At 57.0% G+C, this 21,329-nt stretch carries 21 protein-coding genes, 1 tRNA gene and 2 pseudogenes; 13 read left to right on the top strand and 11 right to left on the bottom strand.

The window, feature by feature from the left end; all coding sequences use genetic code 11:
- The first annotated feature begins 7 nt into the window (after window positions 1–7).
- From petB to ACR3E2_RS12130, 5 genes are all read left to right on the top strand, one after another.
- Window positions 8–1,339: a cytochrome b gene (gene petB, locus ACR3E2_RS12150; RefSeq protein WP_267363184.1), complete on the top strand. Its 1,332-nt coding sequence runs from the start codon at window positions 8–10 to the stop codon at window positions 1,337–1,339.
- A gap of 17 nt (window positions 1,340–1,356) precedes the next feature.
- A complete protein-coding gene (locus ACR3E2_RS12145; RefSeq protein WP_480482771.1) occupies window positions 1,357–2,148 on the top strand; it encodes a cytochrome c1 in 792 nt (263 codons plus the stop codon).
- Window positions 2,149–2,347: 199 nt separating this feature from the next.
- On the top strand, window positions 2,348–2,599 hold the full coding sequence (locus tag ACR3E2_RS12140; RefSeq protein ID WP_480482773.1) for a PepSY domain-containing protein: 252 nt from the start codon (window positions 2,348–2,350) through the stop codon (window positions 2,597–2,599).
- 5 nt (window positions 2,600–2,604) lie between these two features.
- Complete coding sequence (locus ACR3E2_RS12135) at window positions 2,605–3,180, top strand: cytochrome b/b6 domain-containing protein (RefSeq protein WP_480482775.1); 576 nt, start codon at window positions 2,605–2,607, stop codon at window positions 3,178–3,180.
- On the top strand, window positions 3,177–3,722 hold the full coding sequence (locus tag ACR3E2_RS12130; RefSeq protein ID WP_480482777.1) for a helix-turn-helix transcriptional regulator: 546 nt from the start codon (window positions 3,177–3,179) through the stop codon (window positions 3,720–3,722). Before ACR3E2_RS12135 ends, ACR3E2_RS12130 begins: the two co-directional genes overlap by 4 nt.
- Here ACR3E2_RS12130 and mtaB read toward each other — a convergent pair.
- Together mtaB and dapF are read right to left on the bottom strand one after the other, a co-directional pair.
- On the bottom strand, window positions 3,704–4,960 hold the full coding sequence (gene mtaB, locus ACR3E2_RS12125) for a tRNA (N(6)-L-threonylcarbamoyladenosine(37)-C(2))-methylthiotransferase MtaB (protein ID WP_480482779.1): 1,257 nt from the start codon (window positions 4,958–4,960) through the stop codon (window positions 3,704–3,706). The genes ACR3E2_RS12130 and mtaB overlap by 19 nt on opposite strands.
- Window positions 4,957–5,790 (bottom strand): diaminopimelate epimerase, encoded by an 834-nt coding sequence (gene dapF, locus ACR3E2_RS12120; RefSeq protein ID WP_480482781.1) that lies wholly within the window; start codon window positions 5,788–5,790, stop codon window positions 4,957–4,959. The genes mtaB and dapF overlap by 4 nt, the downstream gene beginning before the upstream one ends.
- Window positions 5,791–6,010: 220 nt before the next feature.
- Here dapF and ACR3E2_RS12115 point away from each other — a divergent pair.
- A tRNA-Lys gene (locus ACR3E2_RS12115) sits at window positions 6,011–6,086 on the top strand.
- Between the two features lie 96 nt (window positions 6,087–6,182).
- On the opposite strand, the pseudogene ACR3E2_RS12110 reads toward ACR3E2_RS12115, so the two are convergent.
- From ACR3E2_RS12110 to ACR3E2_RS12095, 4 genes and pseudogenes are all read right to left on the bottom strand, one after another.
- Window positions 6,183–6,329 (bottom strand): annotated as a pseudogene (locus tag ACR3E2_RS12110) (hypothetical protein); the annotation flags it as partial.
- A gap of 284 nt (window positions 6,330–6,613) precedes the next feature.
- On the bottom strand, window positions 6,614–7,189 hold the full coding sequence (locus ACR3E2_RS12105; RefSeq protein WP_480482783.1) for a TetR/AcrR family transcriptional regulator: 576 nt from the start codon (window positions 7,187–7,189) through the stop codon (window positions 6,614–6,616).
- Window positions 7,186–7,707 carry a dihydrofolate reductase family protein gene (locus ACR3E2_RS12100; RefSeq protein ID WP_480482785.1) on the bottom strand — a complete coding sequence of 174 codons (522 nt, stop codon included), beginning with the start codon at window positions 7,705–7,707 and terminating at the stop codon, window positions 7,186–7,188. The genes ACR3E2_RS12105 and ACR3E2_RS12100 overlap by 4 nt, the downstream gene beginning before the upstream one ends.
- A 90-nt stretch (window positions 7,708–7,797) precedes the next feature.
- Window positions 7,798–8,670 carry a LysR substrate-binding domain-containing protein gene (locus ACR3E2_RS12095; protein ID WP_480482787.1) on the bottom strand — a complete coding sequence of 291 codons (873 nt, stop codon included), beginning with the start codon at window positions 8,668–8,670 and terminating at the stop codon, window positions 7,798–7,800.
- Window positions 8,671–8,804: 134 nt separating this feature from the next.
- Between ACR3E2_RS12095 and ACR3E2_RS12090 the strand changes: the two genes are divergently transcribed.
- The 4 genes from ACR3E2_RS12090 (at window position 8,805) to ACR3E2_RS12075 (ending at window position 12,445) form a co-directional block, all read left to right on the top strand.
- Window positions 8,805–10,340 (top strand): trimethylamine methyltransferase family protein, encoded by a 1,536-nt coding sequence (locus ACR3E2_RS12090; RefSeq protein WP_480482789.1) that lies wholly within the window; start codon window positions 8,805–8,807, stop codon window positions 10,338–10,340.
- A gap of 12 nt (window positions 10,341–10,352) precedes the next feature.
- On the top strand, window positions 10,353–11,444 hold the full coding sequence (locus tag ACR3E2_RS12085) for an aminomethyl transferase family protein (RefSeq protein ID WP_480482791.1): 1,092 nt from the start codon (window positions 10,353–10,355) through the stop codon (window positions 11,442–11,444).
- A gap of 1 nt (window position 11,445) precedes the next feature.
- On the top strand, window positions 11,446–11,664 hold the full coding sequence (locus tag ACR3E2_RS12080; protein ID WP_480492752.1) for a hypothetical protein: 219 nt from the start codon (window positions 11,446–11,448) through the stop codon (window positions 11,662–11,664).
- Window positions 11,665–11,917: 253 nt separating this feature from the next.
- Window positions 11,918–12,445 (top strand): GTP-binding protein, encoded by a 528-nt coding sequence (locus ACR3E2_RS12075; protein ID WP_480492751.1) that lies wholly within the window; start codon window positions 11,918–11,920, stop codon window positions 12,443–12,445.
- 1,043 nt (window positions 12,446–13,488) lie between these two features.
- On the opposite strand, the gene ACR3E2_RS12070 is transcribed toward ACR3E2_RS12075, so the two are convergent.
- Both ACR3E2_RS12070 and ACR3E2_RS12065 read right to left on the bottom strand, forming a co-directional pair.
- The gene (locus tag ACR3E2_RS12070) at window positions 13,489–15,075 is read right to left on the bottom strand and encodes an ABC transporter substrate-binding protein (RefSeq protein ID WP_480482795.1); all 1,587 of its coding nucleotides are present in this window, start codon (window positions 15,073–15,075) and stop codon (window positions 13,489–13,491) included.
- Between the two features lie 38 nt (window positions 15,076–15,113).
- Window positions 15,114–16,640: a sulfatase family protein gene (locus ACR3E2_RS12065; protein ID WP_480482797.1), complete on the bottom strand. Its 1,527-nt coding sequence runs from the start codon at window positions 16,638–16,640 to the stop codon at window positions 15,114–15,116.
- Between the two features lie 97 nt (window positions 16,641–16,737).
- Between ACR3E2_RS12065 and ACR3E2_RS12060 the strand changes: the two genes are divergently transcribed.
- Window positions 16,738–17,643 carry a LysR family transcriptional regulator gene (locus ACR3E2_RS12060; RefSeq protein WP_480482799.1) on the top strand — a complete coding sequence of 302 codons (906 nt, stop codon included), beginning with the start codon at window positions 16,738–16,740 and terminating at the stop codon, window positions 17,641–17,643.
- A gap of 82 nt (window positions 17,644–17,725) precedes the next feature.
- On the opposite strand, the pseudogene ACR3E2_RS12055 reads toward ACR3E2_RS12060, so the two are convergent.
- The 3 genes and pseudogenes from ACR3E2_RS12055 to nth form a co-directional block, all read right to left on the bottom strand.
- A pseudogene (locus tag ACR3E2_RS12055) lies at window positions 17,726–17,824 on the bottom strand (IS6 family transposase); the annotation flags it as partial.
- A gap of 264 nt (window positions 17,825–18,088) precedes the next feature.
- Window positions 18,089–19,078, bottom strand: coding sequence for an adenosine kinase (locus ACR3E2_RS12050; protein ID WP_480482801.1), 990 nt, complete (start codon window positions 19,076–19,078; stop codon window positions 18,089–18,091).
- Window positions 19,075–19,719 (bottom strand): endonuclease III, encoded by a 645-nt coding sequence (nth, locus tag ACR3E2_RS12045; RefSeq protein WP_209505105.1) that lies wholly within the window; start codon window positions 19,717–19,719, stop codon window positions 19,075–19,077. The genes ACR3E2_RS12050 and nth overlap by 4 nt, the downstream gene beginning before the upstream one ends.
- A gap of 117 nt (window positions 19,720–19,836) precedes the next feature.
- On the opposite strand from nth, the gene ACR3E2_RS12040 reads away from it, so the two are divergent.
- The gene (locus tag ACR3E2_RS12040; protein ID WP_480482803.1) at window positions 19,837–20,688 is read left to right on the top strand and encodes a bifunctional helix-turn-helix domain-containing protein/methylated-DNA--[protein]-cysteine S-methyltransferase; all 852 of its coding nucleotides are present in this window, start codon (window positions 19,837–19,839) and stop codon (window positions 20,686–20,688) included.
- A 177-nt stretch (window positions 20,689–20,865) separates the two neighbouring features.
- Complete coding sequence (locus tag ACR3E2_RS12035; RefSeq protein WP_480482805.1) at window positions 20,866–21,300, top strand: glyoxalase superfamily protein; 435 nt, start codon at window positions 20,866–20,868, stop codon at window positions 21,298–21,300.
- Window positions 21,301–21,329 lie beyond the last annotated feature (29 nt).

Genomic DNA, 21,329 nt, shown 5'->3' with positions numbered 1-21,329 from the left:
CAAACTTATGTCCGGAATTCCCCACGATCATTACGAGCCGAAGACAAACGGCGAGAAATGGCTGAACAGCCGCCTGCCGATTGTTGGCCTGCTGTATGACACCCTCATGATCCCGACCCCCAAGAACCTGAACTGGTGGTGGATCTGGGGCATCGTTCTGGCGTTCTGCCTGGCGCTGCAAATTGTCACCGGTATCATTCTGGTGATGCACTATACGCCGCATGTCGACATGGCATTTGCCAGCATCGAACACATCATGCGCAACGTAAATGGCGGTTACTTCATCCGCTACCTGCACATGAATGGCGCATCGCTGTTCTTTGTTGCGGTCTACATCCACATCTTCCGCGGCTTGTTCTATGGCTCATACAAAGCCCCGCGCGAGATCACGTGGATCGTCGGCATGCTGATCTACCTGATGATGATGGGCACAGCCTTCATGGGCTATGTTCTGCCATGGGGTCAGATGTCCTTCTGGGGTGCGACTGTGATCACCGGTCTGTTTGGTGCCATTCCGTTTGTGGGTGACGCGATCCAGACCTGGCTGCTGGGCGGACCCGCGGTGGATAACGCCACGCTGAACCGCTTCTTCTCGCTGCATTACCTGCTGCCGTTCATCATCGCGGCTTTGGTCGTGGTACACATCTGGGCCTTCCACACCACGGGCAACAACAACCCCACAGGTGTTGAAGTGCGTCGCGGCTCGAAGGACGAGGCGAAGAAAGACACGCTGCCGTTCTGGCCGTATTTCGTGATCAAGGACCTGTTCGCGCTGGCCGTGATCCTGGTCGTGTTCTGGGCCGTTGTCGGTTTCATGCCGAACTATCTGGGCCACCCGGACAACTATATCGAAGCCAACCCGCTGGCGACACCCGCACATATCGTGCCTGAATGGTACTTCCTGCCGTTCTACGCGATCCTGCGTGCCTTTACCGGTGAAGTCTGGGTTGTTCAGTTCGCCAGCTTCATCACCGGTGGTATCGTTGACGCCAAGTTCTTCGGTGTTCTGGCGATGTTTGGTGCGATCCTGGCCATGGCGCTGGCGCCCTGGCTGGACACGTCGAGCGTGCGTTCGGGCAAGTACCGTCCGATGTTGAAATGGTGGTTCTACCTGCTGATCATCGACTTCTTCGCCCTGATGTGGCTGGGTGCGATGCCTGCGGAAGAACCCTATGCGACCTTCTCGCTGATCGCATCGGCCTACTGGTTCGCCTATTTCTTCGTGATCCTGCCGATCCTTGGTGTGATCGAGAAACCTCTGGCCCAGCCCGAGACCATCGAAGAAGACTTCAACGCGCATTATGGCAAGGCTGACGCCGACGCCACGCCGGCCGAGTAAGAAGAGGGACCGGAAACATGTTCAAGAAACTTGCAATCGGCGCCGCGTTTGCTCTGGCCCTGACCCCTGCTGCTTCCATTGCAGCAGGTGGTGGTGAGCAGCATATCGAAGATTTCGCCTTCTCGTTCGAAGGCCCGTTCGGCACCTGGGATCAGCATCAGCTGCAACGCGGCCTGCAGATCTATACCGAGGTCTGCGCGGCTTGCCACGGTCTGCAATACGTGCCGCTGCGCGATCTGGAAGCGCTGGGTTACTCGGAAGAAGAAGTCATCGCATACGCTGCTGGCAACTTCGAAGTCTTCGACCCCGAGCTGGACGATTTCCGCCCGGCGATCCCCACCGATCACTTCCCGGCCAATACCGGCGTCGGCGCTCCGGACCTGAGCTTGATGGCAAAGGCGCGGGCTGGCTTCCACGGGCCTTATGGCCTGGGCATCAACCAGCTGGTCAAAGGCATGGGTGGCCCGGAATACATCGCCTCGCTGCTACACGGCTACACTGGCCACGAAAAAGAAGAAGCGGGTGCAGTGCTCTACGAAAACACCGCCTTCCCCGGCGGCTGGATTTCGATGGCGCCTCCGCTGGCTGACGAGCAGGTCGAATTCGCGGACGGGCACTCGAACACGGTTGAGCATATGGCCGAGGACGTTGCCGCATTCCTGATGTGGGCGGCCGAGCCAAAGCTGACAGACCGCAAGAACGCAGGCTTTGTCGGTGTCATCTTCCTGACCGTTCTGTCGGTGCTGCTGTACCTGGTCAACAAGCGCCTCTGGGCACCGCACAAGGGCAAACTCCGCAAGGAAGATTGATCCGATCCGTCCTGCCGGATTTTACTAAATCAGCCCCCGCGCCGTCAGGTTGCGGGGGTTTTCTTTTTCCAAGCCTCCATCAGCGCGCGCTTATTTGACCGAAATAAGCGCCGGGTCAATGGATTGGACAGCTTCACAGGCGCACATCAGCCACAACGGCTGATCAACTGCCGTTTGTCTGAAACACGGAGTCACGACAATGAAACTTCCTATTCTTTTTGCCTCAATTCTATTTGCAACGCCGGTATTGGCACTGGATCTCGCACCCGATGCCGAGCTTGGAAAATCCGAAGCCGAAATTCGGCAAACTCTGACAGGCATGGGATTCGATGTCCGCAAAATCGAGACGGAAGACGGCAAGATCGAAGCCTATGTCGTCAAGGATGGTAAACTGGCCGAGGTTTACGTTGATCTTGCAAGCGGTAAAGTCGTCAAGATTGAGGATCAGTAACCAGAATGTCTGAAACAGAATTGATGCATCGTGGGCGCACAGGCGCCCACGACGTTCAGGTCTGGGATCCTTTGGTCCGGCTGGTTCACTGGGTCGTAGTCTTGTGCGTTCTGATCAATGCGGGGATATCAAATCCCGAGGGCGCGTTCCACGAATATGTGGGCTATGTCGTGCTGGCTTTGGTCTTGTTGCGGTTGCTTTGGGGGTTAACGGGTCCGGCTTTTGCCAGGTTTGCAGCCTTCCCTTTCAGCCCCCGTTCGGCACTCAACCACCTGCGCGACATGGGGCGTGGTGACCAAAGCGTGCACCTTTCACACAACCCTCTGGGGGCCTTAATGGTCTATAACCTCTGGGCGACACTGCTGGCTTTGTGTGTGACAGGGTTCATGATGGGGACGGTTCGGTTCTTTGGCATCGAATGGGTCGAAGATCTGCACGAACTGGCCTTCAACTGGCTGATGCTGTCTGTTCTGCTGCATGTTGCCGGGGTTGTCATTGATCAGAGGCGAACAGGTGTCGCTTTGGCAAAAGCTATGATAACAGGGCGGAAGAATATACCTGAGGATTGGTCAACCAAATGATCAAATGGATCAGCAGCCATTGGCGGCCCGGCGATGCAGACGCTCACCGGGCTGTACTTATGTCGATAATGATCGTTGTTCAGGTACTTTGCGTGGTGTTTTACCTTGGCGACGTTGCTCTGGATTTGAAGGAAGGCGAGGGGCCTTCTCATGTAAGTCTTGAGGCTTTTGTCGCATTTGTTTTGCTTGCCGGAGTTGTTTTTTTCATGATTGAACTTCGACGCCTGCTGGCAAGGGTGGAACAGACCAAGCTTGGCCTACAGGCCGCGCAGGGTGAAATGAGCGTCGTCATCAACACGTTCTTCGACCGTTGGGGACTTACCACCGCCGAGCGTGATGTGGGTCTATTGGTTCTGAAAGGGCTGGATAACGAAAACATCGCGCGCATCCGGGGGCGGGCCGTAGGAACCGTGCGCGCGCAGACCGCCTCGATCTATGCCAAAGCCGGGGTTGACGGGCGAGCGCAGCTGATAAGCGTATTCATGGAAGAATTGCTTATCGCAGATGGCGAGGCTGCGGACCTTCAGACAACCAAACTGTGATCAATCGCCCCAATGGCTCGGGCGGTTACGATCTGGCCTTCGGGCTGAGGTGCATTGAACGTAACTTCGGTGAATTGTTCCGTCCGCCCCATATGCGGGTTCTCCATCAGGATCCGGTGGGTTTTGCCGACCTGATCTGACAGGTGTTTCCTGACCTGAACGTCCCCAGCCGCACGCAGACGGGCGGCGCGATCCTTGATTACATTTCCGTTCACCTGTTGCGGGATGCGAGCCGCTGGAGTGCCTTCGCGTTTCGAATATGGGAAAACATGCAGCCAGGTCAGATCGCAATCGGTAACCAGTTTCAGCGAGTTCTCGAAATGCGCTTCGGTCTCGGTTGGGAAACCTGCGATGATGTCGGCACCAAAGGTCATGTCGGGGCGCAGTTTCCGGGCCTCTTCGGTAAACCGAATGGCATCGTCGCGCAGGTGGCGACGTTTCATGCGCTTGAGGATCAGATCGTCGCCATGCTGAAGCGACAGGTGCAGATGCGGCATCAGGCGTGGTTCGGTTGCGATGGCCTGCATCAGATTCTCGTCCACTTCGATCGAGTCGATCGAACTGATCCTCAGGCGAGCCAAATCCGGCACCAGCTTCAGGATGCGCATCACCAGATCGCCCAGTTTGGGCTGTGCAGGCAGATCGGCCCCCCATGAGGTCAGGTCGACGCCAGTCAGCACCACCTCATGATAGCCCCGGTCCACCAGCCGCTTGATCTGATCCACCACAACACCGGCAGGCACGCTGCGGGAATTGCCCCGGCCATAGGGAATGATGCAAAAGGTACAGCGGTGATCGCAGCCGTTCTGAACCTGCACATAAGCGCGTGAGCGTGTGCCAAACCCGTCGATCAGGTGCCCGGCCGTTTCGGTGACAGACATAATGTCATCGACCTGAACGGCCTCGGTCTCGCCGATAAAGTCGGCGGCCATGCCTTTCCAGGTTTCTGGCCGCATCTTTTCCGTGTTGCCGATCACCGCATCGACCTCGGCCATCTGCGCGAAGGTGTCGGGTTCTGTCTGGGCGGCGCACCCGGTAACAATCAGCCGGGCGTTCGGATTTTCGCGACGCAGTTTCCGGATCTCCTGTCGCGCTTTGCGCACAGCCTCAGCTGTGACGGCACAGGTGTTAATCACCACGGCATCCGTCAGTCCGGCTTGTTGCGACAGCTCTTTCATCGCCTCGGTTTCATAGGCGTTCAGGCGGCAACCCAATGTGGTGAATTTAGGCGGGTTCATCCAAGCGTCCCTAAGAACTCGGGCGACAACGTGCCCGAGAAGACGTGACAGGTTGACCCGGTCATCCAGACACCATCCTCGCGCCAGTCAACCCAAAGGGTTCCCCCATCAAGATCAATCTGCACCTTTCGCCCCGTCAGCCCACGCCGCGCCGCAGCCACCGCAGTTGCACAGGATGACGACCCTGATGCCAGGGTGATGCCCACGCCCCGTTCCCACACCCGCATGCGGATGTGATCCGGACCCACAACCTGAGCCACCTGCACATTGGTGCGCTCGGGATACAAAGGATGGTGTTCATAGCGCGCGCCGAACTCGGCCAACGGTATCGCCTCGGCGTTTTCAACAAAGAACGTGCAGTGCGGATTGCCCATACCCGTCGCTGTCGGTGCTCCCTCGATGGGCAGTTCCAGCGTGTCCATCTCTTCAGCCAGCGGAATTTCGTGCCATTCCGACTGAGGAAGACCCATATTGACCGAGGTCAGCCCATCACCTGCGTCCTGCGCAAAAAGTGTTCCACGTTCGGTTGTCAACGTCAGCTGGGTTTTGCCCGTCTCATCCATCAACATTCGTGCGATGCATCTTGTGGCGTTGCCACACGCCGCCGAAGTTGATCCATCCGAATTATAAAACACCAGATGCGCGTCCGCCGCACCGTTTTCGATTACGGCCAGCTGATCGAATCCCACACCAAAATGCCGATGCCCGATTCCTCGGGCCAGAGCCGGGGTAATCGAAACATCCTGCATGCGCGCGTCAACGACGACGAAGTCATTTCCCAGCCCATGCATCTTAACAAAGGGCAATCCGGTATCGAGTTTCTGTTGCATGGCGGCGATATAGCGTCGGTCGGAACATGAATCCACCCTGTCGCGTCGAATCGTGAAAAAAGGGGTTGACCCCCCTGCGCCACCTGCCTAAGTAGGCCGCCTATCGGGTCGCCGGAAACACAGGTTGTTTCAGCGAAACGAGGCGCAAATTAAGGGCTTGAACCCGGTTGGGAAATTGCCGTAAAGAGCGCCACGGATCGAGAAGATCCAATAAAAGAGTGGGCCGTTAGCTCAGTTGGTAGAGCAACTGACTTTTAATCAGTGGGTCGCAGGTTCGAATCCTGCACGGCTCACCACTTTTGTCAATAAAAACAACATCCTGTAAGGCATCTGGCCTCCACTTAAAGTATAGTAACTCCATATGGAGGCCAAATCCGGGGCCAGCGATATTTTCAGGCCGTGTTTTGATTAAGCATCGCCCTAGCCTCATCGGCAGCGGGGCGCCTGGCATACTTCGCATATTTCTGGGTCTGCTGCAGGGTGGCATGACCTAGCAGGAACGAAACTTTATCCAAGGGCATCCCGTTATTCAGGAGGCGCGTGGCATAAGAAAACTAACATCGTGGAACCATGCATGGTTTATCGAAGGGCGGCTGAACACCCAACCCTGAAACTCGCACCATTTTTGCCTGGGGAAGGCTCCGAGCCTTAGGTTTGCTATCAATTGTGGGCGCAAATTATGAGGTTGCTCCGAGGTCAACGTCTGCTGGGTTAGATCAGCCCCCTAAGCCGACAATCCCACCTACAGACACGAAGACAAAGCCCAATATGGTGTTCACGTCGACATAATATCCGTGGATCGCACCTCTGAGGCGCGTGCTTTTCATTTAATGGTCTCACGGCCTCCAGCCGCTCGACTAAGAATCCAGTCGATACCGCGGAGATAGTCTTCAATTGTTAGGGGATTGTTTGCTCCGCTGGATGCGGAGAGCACAAACCCGTGCGCATAGTCGATCAGCAAGTGAACAAGAACATCGCCGCCATCGCTGTATTCAAGCTGGTCCGTGCTGGCCTTCAGGTCCGCCGCCACGTCTGTCAAATCCGCGCTCATCAGCTTAACATCCTCAAGGATCGCGCGCAAAAGGTTGGCGTTCTTCAAGGCATACCCATAGTAGGTCGCCATGATGCTTCGGGCCCGCTCGACCGGCGTGCCCCCCTTCACGCCATCCAGGACGCCGGCGAATGCGTATTCCACCAGATCGGACAGAAGCTGTTTCTTGCTGCCGGCGTGATAGGCCACCGCCATCGGGGTGACCCCAAGGCGATCCGCAAGCATGCGAAACGACAGCGCGTCAACGCCCTTGTCCTGGACGATCGGCAAGGCAGTCTTCACGATCAGTTGTTTCGAAAGACGCTGAGCGGCCTTCGGCGGCCGCCCGGGTAAAGACGCCTTTGTCACGCGGCTTTCAGCCTGTAATCGAGGTCCACCAGACCCGAGGGAAAGCTGTTGACCGACACCAGTTCCAGATCGACGTCGCCCTTGGTCTCGCCAAATATCCGGATGCCCTCACCGATCAGGATGGGAACAAGGGTGATCCGCATGTCTTCCACCAGCCCGGCCTTCAGGAACGAGCGAATGATCGCGCCGCCATCCACATAGACGCGGTTGAAACCTCTTGCCTCAAAGCTTGCCATCAAGTCTTCGGGTGCCATGTCTGACACCTCCACTTTGTCGCGCAGATCGTCTGGGATGTCGTCGGCGTTCATCGTCCGACTGAGAACCACAACCGGTTTGGCATAGGGCCAGGCTCCGAAACCGCGCACCGTCCGATAAGAGCCCGAGCCCATTACGATCACATCGACACTGTCCTGAAAGGCAACAAAGCCGTGATCTTCATCCTCGGTCGGTTGCTTTTCTAACCAATCCAACCGGTGATCGGGCCGCGCGACAAAGCCGTCCAGGCTCATCGCCATCATGATATGTCCTGTGGGCAAATTCGGAGTCTCCTGCAGTGTATTTATACATCGTATAATAATTTCTGGTAGAATACTCAAGAGAGGGTCTTTTCAGGCTTCGCCGAGAAGCCAGTTCGAGAAAGCCTTCACTGCTTCACTCGAAGCGGCGCTGTGGGGTTGAACCAGAAAATATCCGTAATCGGACAAATCGATCTCGGACAATCGAAAAAGCCGTTCCGCCTTAAGGTCATCCCGAACCAGATCATCCATCAAAGCGATCCCTTGCCCGTCGATGACGGCCTGAATTCGGACATTCGGGTCCGGCACGATCAACACATCCCGCCGTGATTGCGTGGGCAGATCTGCGGCGTTCAGCCAATCGGACCAGGCGGTGCTGTCATCGCGATCTCTAAGCAGGGTCAGATGCGGTATCGCGGCTTGCATGCCCAGCCTGTTGACCAGGTCTGCGACGGCCCGATTGCCCACTGGAAAGGGCGGCATGGACATGAACGGTGTCACGATGCCGTCTTTCCAGTTCCCGTTGCCCCATCGGATTGTCAGACCCACTCCCTGCAATTCATGTGCCGAGAATTCGATCATCGGCTGAATGCGAAGCTGCACATCAGGGTGGCTTTGCATGAAGGTCATCAGACGTGGCGACAGCCAGCGCGCCGCGAAATAGGTCGAAACACCAACTGTCAGAGAGAGGGTCGAGACCCCCTTCAAGACCTGAATTTCGGTTTCGATCTCTTCGTATCGGCTCTGGCAGATCGCCAATAGCTTCAACCCTTCTCCGGTCAGAGTGACGCCGCGCGGAGTGCGCTGGAACAGGCTCATCCCCAGATCGGCCTCAAGCGTTTTGATCTGATAGCTGATCGCGCCTTTCGTCATATTAAGTGCCACAGCCGCCATCGAAAAGCTGGAATGACGTGCGATCTCGGCAAAAAGCCTCAGCAGATCATGGTGATGAAAGCGGGCAGTCATAAAGATGAGTATAAATTATTTGTACGTAGCGGACAGAAAATTTCGATTTTCAAACATATTTTTAAACCCAAAAACTTCAATCAGTCTTACAAAGCGAAGAGATCGCGTTGGAACCTTTAAACGCAACATCAGGCATGTCAGCACCTCAGGGTCGCCGCAGCAGCGCGCGCAGGGGTCGTCTGTCCCGTCACAACGCGCCATGCGAGAGCCCGCCGTTCACTGGCCGCAAGATACCTGCATACGAATTGCTAGATGAAACGGCATTGGCCCGCATCGAAGATCAGGCCGACTGGATATTGGACAAGATCGGTGTCGAGTTCCGTGGGGACCAAACGGCGCTGGATCTCTTCGCAAAAGCGGGCGCGCGGGTCGAATTTGAACGTGTAAGGTTTGAGCCGGGCCATGTTCGCGCGCTGTGTGCCACGGCTCCGGCTGAGTTTCAGCTACATGCCCGCGATCCGGCCAAGACCGTGACACTTGGCGGCGACAAAGTTGTGCTGATGCCCGGATATGGCTCGCCGTTTGTCAGCGACCTGGCAAAGGGTCGGCGCTATGCGACGCTGGAGGATTTCCGCAATTTCGTGAAACTGGCCTATCTTGCGCCCACCATGCACCATTCGGGGGGCACGGTTGTCGAGCCGACAGATGTTCCGGTGAACAAGCGGCATCTGGACATGATGCTGGCGCATCTGACGCTGTCGACCAAGCCCTTCATGGGCTCTGTCACTGCACCTGAGCGCGCGCGCGACAGTATCGAAATGGCCCGCCTCGTCTTCGGCCGCGACGCCATGGAACACCACGCAGTGATGCAGGCCAATATCAACGCCAACTCGCCGCTGATCTATGATGACACCATGTCTTCGGCCCTGCGCATCTATGCAGAAGCCGGCCAATGCGTTTGTGTGTCGCCCGCGATTTTTGCCGGTGCCATGGGGCCACTTTCCCCGGCTGCGGTGGCGGCACAGACGCTGGCCGAAGCCATGGTTGGCATCGCTCTTGCGCAACTTGTGCGCCCCGGTTGTCCTGTGGTCTTCGGTTCGTTCCACTCGACAATGAATCTGCGCACCGGCGCGCTGACATTTGGCTCGCCCGAGGCGAACATGACCACCATGGCGCTTTCGCAACTGGGTCGAAGGCTGGGCGTGCCGGTGCGCTCTGGCGGGGGGCAGATCACCGCGTCCAACGCACCCGACGGGCAGGCGATGCAGGACAGCACCGGCGCGATGTGGTCCACGCTGCTCTCTGGTGCGCATCAGGTCTGGCATGCAGCGGGCTGGCTCGAGGGCGGGCTTGTGATGTCTTATGAGAAATTCATCATGGACCTCGATCATTGCGGTGCGATGCTGAAGCTCTTGCAAGGTTTCGATACCGATAACGAGGCCTTTGGCCGGGATGCCTACTATGAGACGGATCTGGGCGAGAACTTTCTGTCGACCAGTCACACCCTGCGCCACTACACGACGGCGAATTTTGAGCCACAGATATCTGACGCCGGCCCATTCGAGACCTGGTCTGAAAATGGCGCGCTGACCGCTGATCAACGCGCCACCTCGCGATGGCAAAAGATGTTGGACGACTATCAACAACCCGAAATGAAACCCGACATCCGAGTCGCGCTTGAGGACTTCGTATCCGAGCGCAAGGCACAGATGCCGGACGAATGGTACTAGAAAGGAACACCCATGACCGAAGAACTCAGCCGCACATCCGCCCTTGCTTCCCGCCACACGGCACTCGGCTCGGGGCTGGAGGATTGGAATGGGATGGGCACCGCCTGGACCTACAACACCGATCCGGGCGACGAACACGATGCGGTCCGCGAGCGCGCGGGCATGTTTGATATGTCACCCTTGAAAAAGGTCTTCGTGCGTGGTCCTCACGCTCAGGCGGTACTCGATCACCTGACTTCACGCGATCTGTCAAAGGTCAAACCGGGAAAGGCGGCCTATCTATGCGTTCTGACTGATCAGAGCGGGATCGCCGACGACGCGATCGTGTCAAACAACGGCGGCGACGAATGGATGATCGTGCATGGTTCGGGCGACACGATGGCGCTCTTGCAGGCTTCGGCGGAAGGGCGCGATGTTGAGGTGCAGTTCACCGATGATCTGCATGATCTGTCGGTTCAGGGACCTGCGTCGCTGGATATTCTAAACGCGCATACGGATATCGACCTGAGCACTCTGTCCTATTTCGAGCACGCGCCAGCAACGCTCTTCGGCCATTCTTGCCGCATCTCACGCACCGGATACTCTGGTGAACGCGGTTACGAGATTTTCGCGGGTGGCTCGGTGATCACCGACATCTGGGACAAACTGGTCGAGGCAGGTGTAATGCCCTGTTCCTTCACTGCGCTCGACAAGGTGCGCATCGAAGCGGGCCTGCTGTTCTACGGCTACGACATGACCGAGGACAACACCCCGTGGGAGGTTGGTCTGGGCTTCACGGTGAGCAGCACCAAGGGTGATTTCCGCGGCAAATCGGCGGTCATGGCGGCGAAAGGCGCTGAGAAGGTCAACAACGTTTGCCTCGACATCGACCACCCGGACATGGTCGAAGGCGGTGAAGCCCTGATGCTAGACGGTCGACGCGTCGGCACCATCAACAGCCCCTGCTATTCGCACCGGATGGGCAAATCTCTTGCCGTCGCCCATGTTCAGCCCGGACTTTCAATCGGGACCACGCTGAGCGTCTCGGCAAATGGTCTCAACACTAGCGCCGCAATTGTGTCCAAACCTATTTATGACCCCAACAAAACGCACACTCACGAATAGAATGGCATCGGCACCGGCCCAATCCTGCCGTTCGACCTTAGTTCTGAATTCTGCGGTTGCAGCCCGCTTTCCGGACATTCGCCGCAAGCGCGAACTCCGGGCCTCGTCGAACTCACAGATTGCGGACTTTGCTGCCATTGGCCGTTTTCAGTTGAAAGGCTGGTTTCGGATGTTCCGCTGGTCTTCTGTCGAAACTAAGAAGTCCGCCAGCGATCAGTAGCTTTGGGTTTGGCAGACCACAATGCGTGTGTGTGCAGTGAAAAAATCTTGTTCGAACGGGATTTCAACACCAAGCGTTTCCAGTGAGTTTTCTTGGCACACACGCAACATGTCCCGATCCATGTCTATTGTTCCATTGAAGATGGGATCACCTCGTGTCTCTGGTCTTGCAATTTCCCAGACGACGATTCCGTTCACAGCAATTCGGAATCCGGTTTGTTCACAAAGACCGCATGCTCCTCGCATTCTCGGACATGGTGATCCTGAACAAGGTTGACCTTGTGGAGCGCGAGACGGTCCAGAAAGTCCATGACTGGCTGGGATCGCGCTTCCGTCGCTACAGGCTGGTGGAAGCAGTCAACGCGGAGGTGCCACTCGATATCCTGCTCTCGGTCGGACGCTTTGCCGCCGAACAACTGGATGCGGAACCGTCAGAACACGCCCATGGCCCAGGCTGCGGTTGCCCCGAACATGAGCATCACCATAACCACGCGTCGAAGTTCTCGACCACGATGCTACGCTCGGATCTTCCCGTTAATCTCTCCGGCCTGCGAGACGCAATCAAGGGACTGCCCGGTGAGGTCTACCGGGTGAAAGGGTTTGTCTATAGCGAGGAAGACCCGGAGCACCGTATTGTCGTGCAAGTCGTCGGCAAGCGTATCGACATTGCCCGGGACGAGAAGTGGGGAACGCGCAAGCCGGAAACTCGTCTGGTCGCGATCGGTGCGCCCGGAGCCGTTTCGGAAGACACCTTGGGAAGAGTGTTCCTCGAAGTGGCATAAAGGAGACTACTCTTTCCGCGTTTACCTTGCCAAATACCGTCGAAAAGAGCGAACCGGACCTTCGTTGAGATCGCAGCGAATTCACACTTCCCGCCCCTTTAACTGTAAACTCAAAGCAAAGCTTTTTAGTGAAGCGCAAAACATAGGGCCACCACCGAGATGGACCTGTTACGTTTTCGTGCCGCTCCAAGTGTTCGTTTAAGCCACTTTCCGTTCGAAGGCGACCGGGCTTTTCCAGCTCAGTGCTGAGTGCTTTCGACGCGGATTGTAGAACACATTGTTCAGCGTTTGTACCGGGAACTACGCCCCAACGCGACGAGTTCATCAGCGTCCACCATCAAATACGCGGGGCCGAATGATGCGCGATGAAATGCATATCGAACACGACTGTCTAACGTCAGCGCCAATGGGACAATTTAGGTCGATTTGATAAGAGAGGGTTTCTGGCACATCGTAGCCACCAAGGCGTGGAGATGAGACAGAAACCCGGAGCCAAGCGGAGCCACGGCGAGAAAGATGCCAAAGACAACCGTTGGCAGTGGAGAAATATGAGCGGCGCAGCAGTGCCAAACCAACCGAGCAGGAGTTGGCCTGACTTCGTGATAAACAGTTGTCGCGGTGAGTATCTTCTCGCGCTTTTCGCGTATCGTTTTATTGACGCAACGTCGATTCAGTTGTTGTGGCCATTAAGAAGTTTACGCAAACGTAAGCAGCGATTTGATTTTTCGACTAATCGCTCAAAAAGTGACGTCAGACGGCGTTTTCTTCCCCCTTACGTGTCAGTTTGCAACTCTTACATGCGCTCAGTCGCTGCGGGTTGACACTCACAGTAAGTGATCCTTGAGCCCTCCTTACCAGCACGGATCGGATCAGACCCGCAGCGGCTCTATTCAAGTCGTAGTTCCTCTCGCCAGGGCATGGGATGCCAATCAATGCCCGACACGTGCCATTTCTTTTGAAACGCTGGTTCGAGTCGCAATTGAACAGGCGCAGTTCGGGATAAGAACTGCGCCTGTTCATGGTCAAACCCGAAAACCGCGCGTTTAAGCGGCGACCCACATCTTCAACGGTGCGCGGAAATCCATCAGGTCAAAGCCCTTGTGATCGTCAACCCAACCGCTGATCCGATCTGAAGTCGCACCGACAAAGTCGTTGAACATCGGACAGATCAGACCACCATCATCACGGATCAACGCTGAGGCTTCTGCGTACATTTCCTTGCGCTTCGCATCATCGAGTTCGGCGCGCGCTGCGATGACGATTTGATCGAAACGCTCGTTGAAGAACCGGGTGTCGTTCCAATCCGCTGTGGACAAATATGCTGTGGACAGCATTTGGTCCTGAACCGGACGGCCACCCCAGTAACTGGTGCAGAAAGGTTGCTTGTTCCAAACTTCAGACCAGTAGCCGTCATTGGGCTCGCGCTTCACATCCAGCGTTATGCCCGCGGCAGCTGCGGACTGCTGGAACAACGCAGCCGCATCCAATGCGCCGGGGAACGAGTTCTCGGACGACCGAAGCGTGACCGGCCCGCTATGACCCGATTTCTTGAAGTGGAACGCCGCCTTGTCCGCGTCGTATTCGCGCTGTTCGAACTCAGTTGCGAGGGGATAAGAGCTGTTGATGGGTGTGTCATTGCCCACAGAGCCGTAGCCGAAGAGGATCTTGTCCACCATTTCCTGACGATTAATGGCGTATTTCAAGGCCATACGCAGATCATGGTTGTCGAACGGCGCGGTATTGACGTGCATGATAAACACGTAATGACCTGCGCCAGACGTAGAGCGCACCGTGATACCGGGCGCGCGGTCAACAAGACGTGCAGTACGGGGCGGCACTCGGTCAATCATGTCGACCTGACCAGATTGCAGCGCCGCGACTCGTGCGGTGTTGTCGTTGATGACAATCACTTCGATCGTGCCGGCATGACCAATCGTGTCATCCCAATGGTTGGGGTTGTGTTCAGCCACGAAACGCACACCCATATCGGCGGCTTTCAAAACATAAGGACCGGTGCCAATTGCAGCAGCTGGGTCCTCTTTACCGCCACCAGGCTGAATGACGAGGTGATAATCCGAAAGCAGATATGGAAGGTCCGCATTGGGCGCTTCCAGCTCGACGATGAACAGGTCGCCATCCGTTCGCATATTTGCGATACCACGCAACAAGCCCAACGCCCCGGATTTGGTCTCTTCGTTCGAGTGTCGGTCAATGGTCTGTAGAACATCCTCGGCAGTGACGGGCTGACCGTTTGAGAAGGTGATGCCGTCTCGTATCTTGAACGTCCACGTTTTTGCGTCGGCAGAAGCCTCAAAGCTTTCTGCGACCTTTGGCTCAAGGCCGCCATCAGGTGCAAGCGTCAAGAGCGTCTCACCCCAAAGGCGGGCGACCATATTAGCGGTTGAGTTTGCGGCGGTCGCAGGATCAAGGCTGTCAGTTGTGCCGCCGCCCTGGATGCCAACGCGAATGGTGCCACCTTTTTGTGGACCAGCGGCTTTGACCGCTGACGACATCGCCAGATTGGCTGTTGCAGCAGCCAGCCCCAAGGCGGACGCCTTCCCAAGAAATTCACGGCGGGGCATTTTGCCAAGCGCTGCCTGTTTTGCCAGATATTTGATATGTTCGTTCATGGTGACTTCCCCGTTGTCGTTTGAGAGCTCAGATTTGATTAGTAGGTTGCAAGTGACACTCCGCCTGCATCCGCAGCTGGCGGAAAGTGTCGTGACAATTTTTCAATGATCTCGTCACGCGTGCTGCGGTATTCTTCTTTGAAGAAGAGATTGACGTGTTCACCCGGATCGTTGCGAAGATCGAACATCTCTCCCCAGTCTGCGTTTTGAGGATAGATTGTGACACGCCATTCGTCTGTCATTACCGTCTGGTTGTAAGTGTCCATGCGCGTGCGTGGGTGATATTCGGCAAAAAGCTCGCGACGCCCCGGGCCATCTGCCTGCGTCATCAGGTGAGCGAAAGAGACCCCTTCGGTCGGCTGATGCTCCAGCTCCAAAAAATCCTGCAGGGTCGCGCGCAGATCCAGATGACTTGTTGTCCCGTGACGTTCGCCAGGCTCGATCCCCGGACCTGCAGCGATCAGCGGTACGTGCAAAAGCGATCTGTAGGGGCTGGGGCCTTTTCGGATAAGCCCGTGATCACCCAACAACTCGCCATGATCCGAGGTGAAAATGACAACGGTGTCTTCAAGGAGACCCTGATGCTCCGCCTGTGCCATGATCCGCCCGACGCAAGCGTCAATCATCGAAATCATTCCATTGGTATATGCGATCGCACGGCGAATTGAATCGTCCGAGAAGTTCGATGTTGTCTGTAAAAAACCCTGTTCTCGCGGTGGCCCCGGATCGCGCAGGAAGTCCACATAGCTTTTACCTTTTTCCTCTTCATCGCCTTCGCGCAGGAAAGACGGCATCGCTGACAGCTCATCAGGCACATATGAGGGCATTGGCATGTCCGCCGGATCGTACATGTCGCACCATGGCGCAGGGGGGGAAAAAGGATGGTGCGGATCGGGAAAGGAAACAAACAGAAAGAACGGGTCTGACCCGTCATTTTCAGTCAGGAACTCGCAGGCCCGATCTGTGATCCAAGAGTTGTAATGCAAGTCGAAAGGGATGGCCGATTTCCAAACTTCGTCAATATCCCCACATTGCGGTTCAAGCGCGTTTTCCGGGAGATAGAGCTCGGCCGCTCCCGGCGCGACAGATTCCAGCCAACGGGCATAATGCCCACCCTTTGTGGCACTAACGGATTCTCCAATCAGAATGTCGACCGCGTCGAACCCGTAAAAGGGGCCGCACCATCCCTCACTTTCCGGTAAGTCCCAAAAGGCGTTTGAATCCGGCATAAGATGCTCTGGCCCGGCCAGAATAGGTTGGAAGTGGAATTTCCCAACCCCATGGGTCTTGTACCCCATGGCCTGAAAGTCATGGGTGATCAGTTTCAGATCCTCAGGCAGGGCAACCCCGTTGCGCGTCAGGCCGTGCGACCTTGCATACTGACCGCTGAACAAAGTGGACCGGCTTGGAGAGCAGATCTGGTGCGGTGTGAAATGCTTGGTAAAGACGGCGCCCCGCTGGGCCAGTGCGTCTATATTCGGTGTCCTGACATGCTTGTTTCCGGTGCAGCCCAGACTGTTCGCGCGTTGCTGGTCCGTCATAATCAAAATGACATTTTTCTTCATTCTTGGCGCTGCCCTCCGAAACAACGGGACAGTACCACAGCGCTTACATTTGAAATAATACTATCTGTTTCGACTGATATTTGTTAATCGAATACCTATGTTCACCCATAACCAACTCAACGTCTTCTCTGCGATCATGCAAACCGGGTCGGTTTCCGCTGCTGGTCGCAGGTTGAATCTGTCACAACCCAGCGTCAGCCGGCTTTTGTCGGATCTGGAGCGGGAGTTTGGCGTTCCTTTGTTTCGTCGCCGAAGTAAGGGTGTGACACCGCTCCCCGAAGCGGAAGAATTCTATCAAGAGGTTAAACGCAATTTTTCGGCCCTTGCGAACTTGAACGAGATCGCCTCTCAGATCGCTCGGAAGGATCGCGGGTCCTTGTCAATTGCCACAATAACCGCCGCCTCATTAGACCTCGTGCCTCAGGCCCTGAGACGGCTGAACATAGCGGAAAAGAACATCCGGATCGATTGGCGGGTACGATCTTCAAACTGGATACTGGACTATGCCCGTTTCGGCGCGATGAGAACAGGCTTCGCCTATGTTTCGCGCTCTCTGAAGCAAATGAACGTCCTGTTTGAGGGAAGCTTACCACATATTTGTTTTGTTCCCGAAGGTCACCCTTTAGCCGCAGGTCAGGGGGCGCTGATACTGGAACAGATGGCGCCCTGTCAGATCATCGGGCTGCGCAACGAAGTTGAGAGTGCTTTGTCGCTAAGTGACTTGCTAGAGGGTGAGCGCCCACCGGTGACTGTCGAAACATCTTTAGCGGCACTTACTCTTAGCAAATCCTGCGGTGGGTTGCCTCTCGTGGATGCTTTTACGGCTTTTCATTGGTTGCAAGGGAACAAAGGACGGCCGCGGATCGTAGAGGGCCTTCCTCTCTATCGGTTTGCGGTCGTTGAACCAATTGGCATCAACGCTTCACAGATAGACAGGGATTTTCAGGATTGCCTGATCCAAGAGATCGAACGCGTTGTTTTGTGGACCAAACAACTCGGCTAAAAAACAAAGCGTTCATTGACGTTCAGACTTCTACGGATACACCGGCATTGCGGGACTGTTGCATGCGTTGATGGGTCCCGCTTTTGCCACCGACCAGGATATGCCTCTCGTCCACGCGCCAATCGACACTGGCACGCCGCACGTGTTTCTGGGTCCGCGTTGTGTGCTCCGGCGCAAACTTGGGGCAACGAAGACCAAAATCCAAGGCACTTGCGCGCAGACAGAGGTTAAAGCAAGCAAACACCCTTAAGGGTGAGAATGATTGGACGCTCAAAAAGGCAGCACGCTTCTATGAGTGGGCAACCATAGTCCGAATGACTTCAAGCCAGTTGCACCACTTCACAGAACCACCGCGCGAACCGGCTCACAACGCAATACCCGGCCCGCAACATGCGGATTGGCCGTTCAGCCCTCGATAAAGGAGGGGTTTTTCAACAAAATGGGCTCAAAGCAGCCCTTCTTCCCGCAACAATTCCAGCATATCAGCCTCGGGTCTTGGGCCGATATGGCTGATGACCTCGCGGGCGCAGACGTTGCCGATCCTGGCGCAGGTCTCGTAATCGCGCCCTGTGGCCATTCCATACAGGAACCCCGCGGCGAACTGGTCACCGGCACCGGTTGCGTCTACCGGCACGATCCTCTTGACCGGCACGTCGATGCGCGCGCCTCCGTTCAGGACGGTCACGCCATCACCCGAGCGCGTGCAAACCACCAGCGGGCAAATCTCGGCGGTCTTGATCAGCGCCTCTTCCAGATCGTCGGTTTCAAACAGCGATTTGATTTCAGCCTCGTTGCCGATGACGAAATCCAGCTCATTCTCGATCAGCAGCAGGAAATCGACCCGGTGCCGTTCCACGCAAAACGGGTCGGAAATGGCGATCCCGGTCTTGCCGCCGCCCTTGTGGCAGGCGCGCGCGGCCTCAAGAAACGCGGCCTTTCCCTTTTCCTTGTCGAACAGATAGCCCTCAAGGAACATGATCTGGCTGCTTCCGGCGACCTCATCGGGCACGTCATGCGACGACAGTTCCGAGGAGATGCCCAGATAGGTGTTCATCGACCGCTCGCCATCGGGCGAGACAAAGATCATCGAGCGCGAGGTCGGCAATTCCCCGCCCGGAACCGGCGGGTTGACGAAATCGACGCCATCTTCGTTCATCGCATCCGCATAGAACCGGCCCAGCGCATCGTCATGCACCCGCCCGATAAAAGCAGCATCCAGCCCCAATGCACCTGCGCCCGCAATCGTGTTGGCAACAGACCCGCCCGGTGTCTGTACCCGACCCTCCATCGAGGCATACAGCAGCTCGCCGCGCTCCTGCTCGATCAGCTGCATGATGCCTTTTTCAATGCCCATCAGTTCCAGGAAACTGTCATCGGCCTGCGAGATCACGTCCACAACGGCATTTCCGATACCGGTCAGCTGGTAGGTTTTCATAATGTCTTGTCCTCGAATTGACAGAGATCACGGATGATGCAGGTCGGGCATTGCGGCTTGCGCGCCTTGCAATGGTACCGGCCATGCAGGATCAGCCAGTGATGCGCATGGAGTTGAAAATCGGCGGGGATGTTGTCTTCGATGGCGCGCTCGACCGCGTCCACGTCCTTGCCGGGGCAGATGCCGGTGCGATTGCCGACGCGAAAGATGTGCGTGTCCACAGCCTGCGCCGGCTGCCGCCACCACATGTTCAGCACAACGTTGGCGGTCTTGCGTCCGACACCCGGCAGCGATTGCAGCGCTGCGCGGGAATTTGGGACTTCACCGCCATAGTCTTCGACCAGAATACGGCTCAGCTTGATGACGTTCTTGGCCTTCTGGCGGAACAGGCCGATGGTCTTGATATGCTCGATCAGGCCCTCCTCGCCCAGATCCAGCATCTTTTGCGGCGTATCGGCGATCTTGAACAACTCGCGCGTGGCCTTGTTGACCCCCGCATCGGTTGCCTGCGCCGACAGCGCCACGGCCACGACCAGCGTGTAGACATTCACATGCTCAAGCTCACCCTTGGGTTCGGGGTCGGCTTCCTGAAAGCGCGTAAAGATCTCGCGGATCGTATGATAGTCGAGTTGCTTTGCCATCCGGGCCTTAATGCCGCCCGAGGGGCCGCGACACAAGCCCAAAGCCAATGCGCAAGTTCCGGGTCGCGGCAGCGTGTCGCGCGCGCTATGGTTTGTGCCAGACAACGAGGTGCAACCATGAACGTCCAGACCCCCGAAAGCGGATACCACTATAACGTCATGCGCCGGGCAATCGACCTGATTGATCAGGGCGGTGAAACCCTCAGCCTCGATGAGTTGGCCCGCCAGATGGATATGAGCCCGGCGCATTTCCAGCGCCTGTTCTCGCGTTGGACTGGTGTGTCGCCAAAACGGTATCAGCAATACCTGACGCTGGGCCATGCCAAGGCGCTGCTGCGCGAACGGTTCACCACGCTTGAAACCGCCCATAATGTCGGCCTGTCCGGCAGCGGCCGCCTGCATGATCTGTTCCTGAAATGGGAATCCATGAGCCCCGGCGAATATGCCCGCAGGGGCGCGGGTCTGACGATCTACTGGGGCTGGTTCGAATGCCCCTTTGGCCCCGCGCTGGTCATGGGCACCGACAAGGGCATCTGCGGCATCGCCTTCGGGGCTGAAACCGGAGAGAAGGCGGCGATGGAGGATATGATCTCGCGCTGGCCCAACGCGGATTATGTCGAAGATCCGATGCGCCTGCGCCCCTGGGTTCTCAGCGCATTCGGCACGGCCAGCGACCGGTCAGAGCCGACACCGCTCTACCTGATCGGCTCGCCCTTGCAGATCAAAGTGTGGGAGGCACTGATGCACATCCCGTCGGGGCAGGTGACGACCTATTCCGAGATCGCGCAGCGCGTGGGGTCGCCGCAGGCCGTGCGCGCGGTGGGCACGGCCGTCGGGCGCAACCCGGTCAGCTGGCTGATCCCGTGTCACCGCGCCCTGCGCAAATCCGGGGGGTTGGGCGGCTATCATTGGGGTCTGCCGGTCAAACGGGCCATGCTGGCCTATGAGGCGGCACAGGCCGACGCCTGATTGACAGAAGGCCGGACCGCTGCCAAAAAGCACCGCAGGTTCGGGTCCCCTGCCGTTCGCGGCCATTGGCTTTGGTGAAACCCGGTTGAACAAACATCTGTTGCCCTTTCCCGGCGCGCGGATGGTAATGCGAACCCCGTCCTAAACTCGCGCCCGTTCAAGGAAACGAGGCAAAACATGACACTGTCACAAGACATCGCTCCGCTGGAGGAGCTGAAAGAGCAGGCCAAACGCCTGCGACGGAAACTGCGCGACACCGGCGTTCAGCTGTCGCACGGTCAGGCCCTGGAACTGGTGGCGCATCAACATGGGGTGCGCGACTGGAACACATTGCACGCGATGGCGGGCAACCGGATGCGTTTGCGTGTGGGGGACCGGGTCGAAGGTCGCTACCTGGGCCAGCCGTTCACAGCGGAAATTCGTGGTCTGACCATATTGGGGGACGGTGCGCACCGTCGGGTGACCCTGCAGTTCGACACGCCTGTCGATGTGGTCCGGTTCGACAGTTTCTCGGCCTATCGCCAACGCGTGACCGGAGAGATTGGTTGGGACGGTCGTTCCCGTCGCCATACGTCCGACGGGGAACCCCAGCTAGTGGTGCGGCCTGTCTGACATAACATGGGCGAGGCAACCGTGTTGCC

The organism is Ruegeria sp. AL7, from assembly GCF_056536105.1.
Note: the sequence above shows the minus strand (reverse complement) of the source record. Positions and strands in the feature narration are given on the sequence as shown.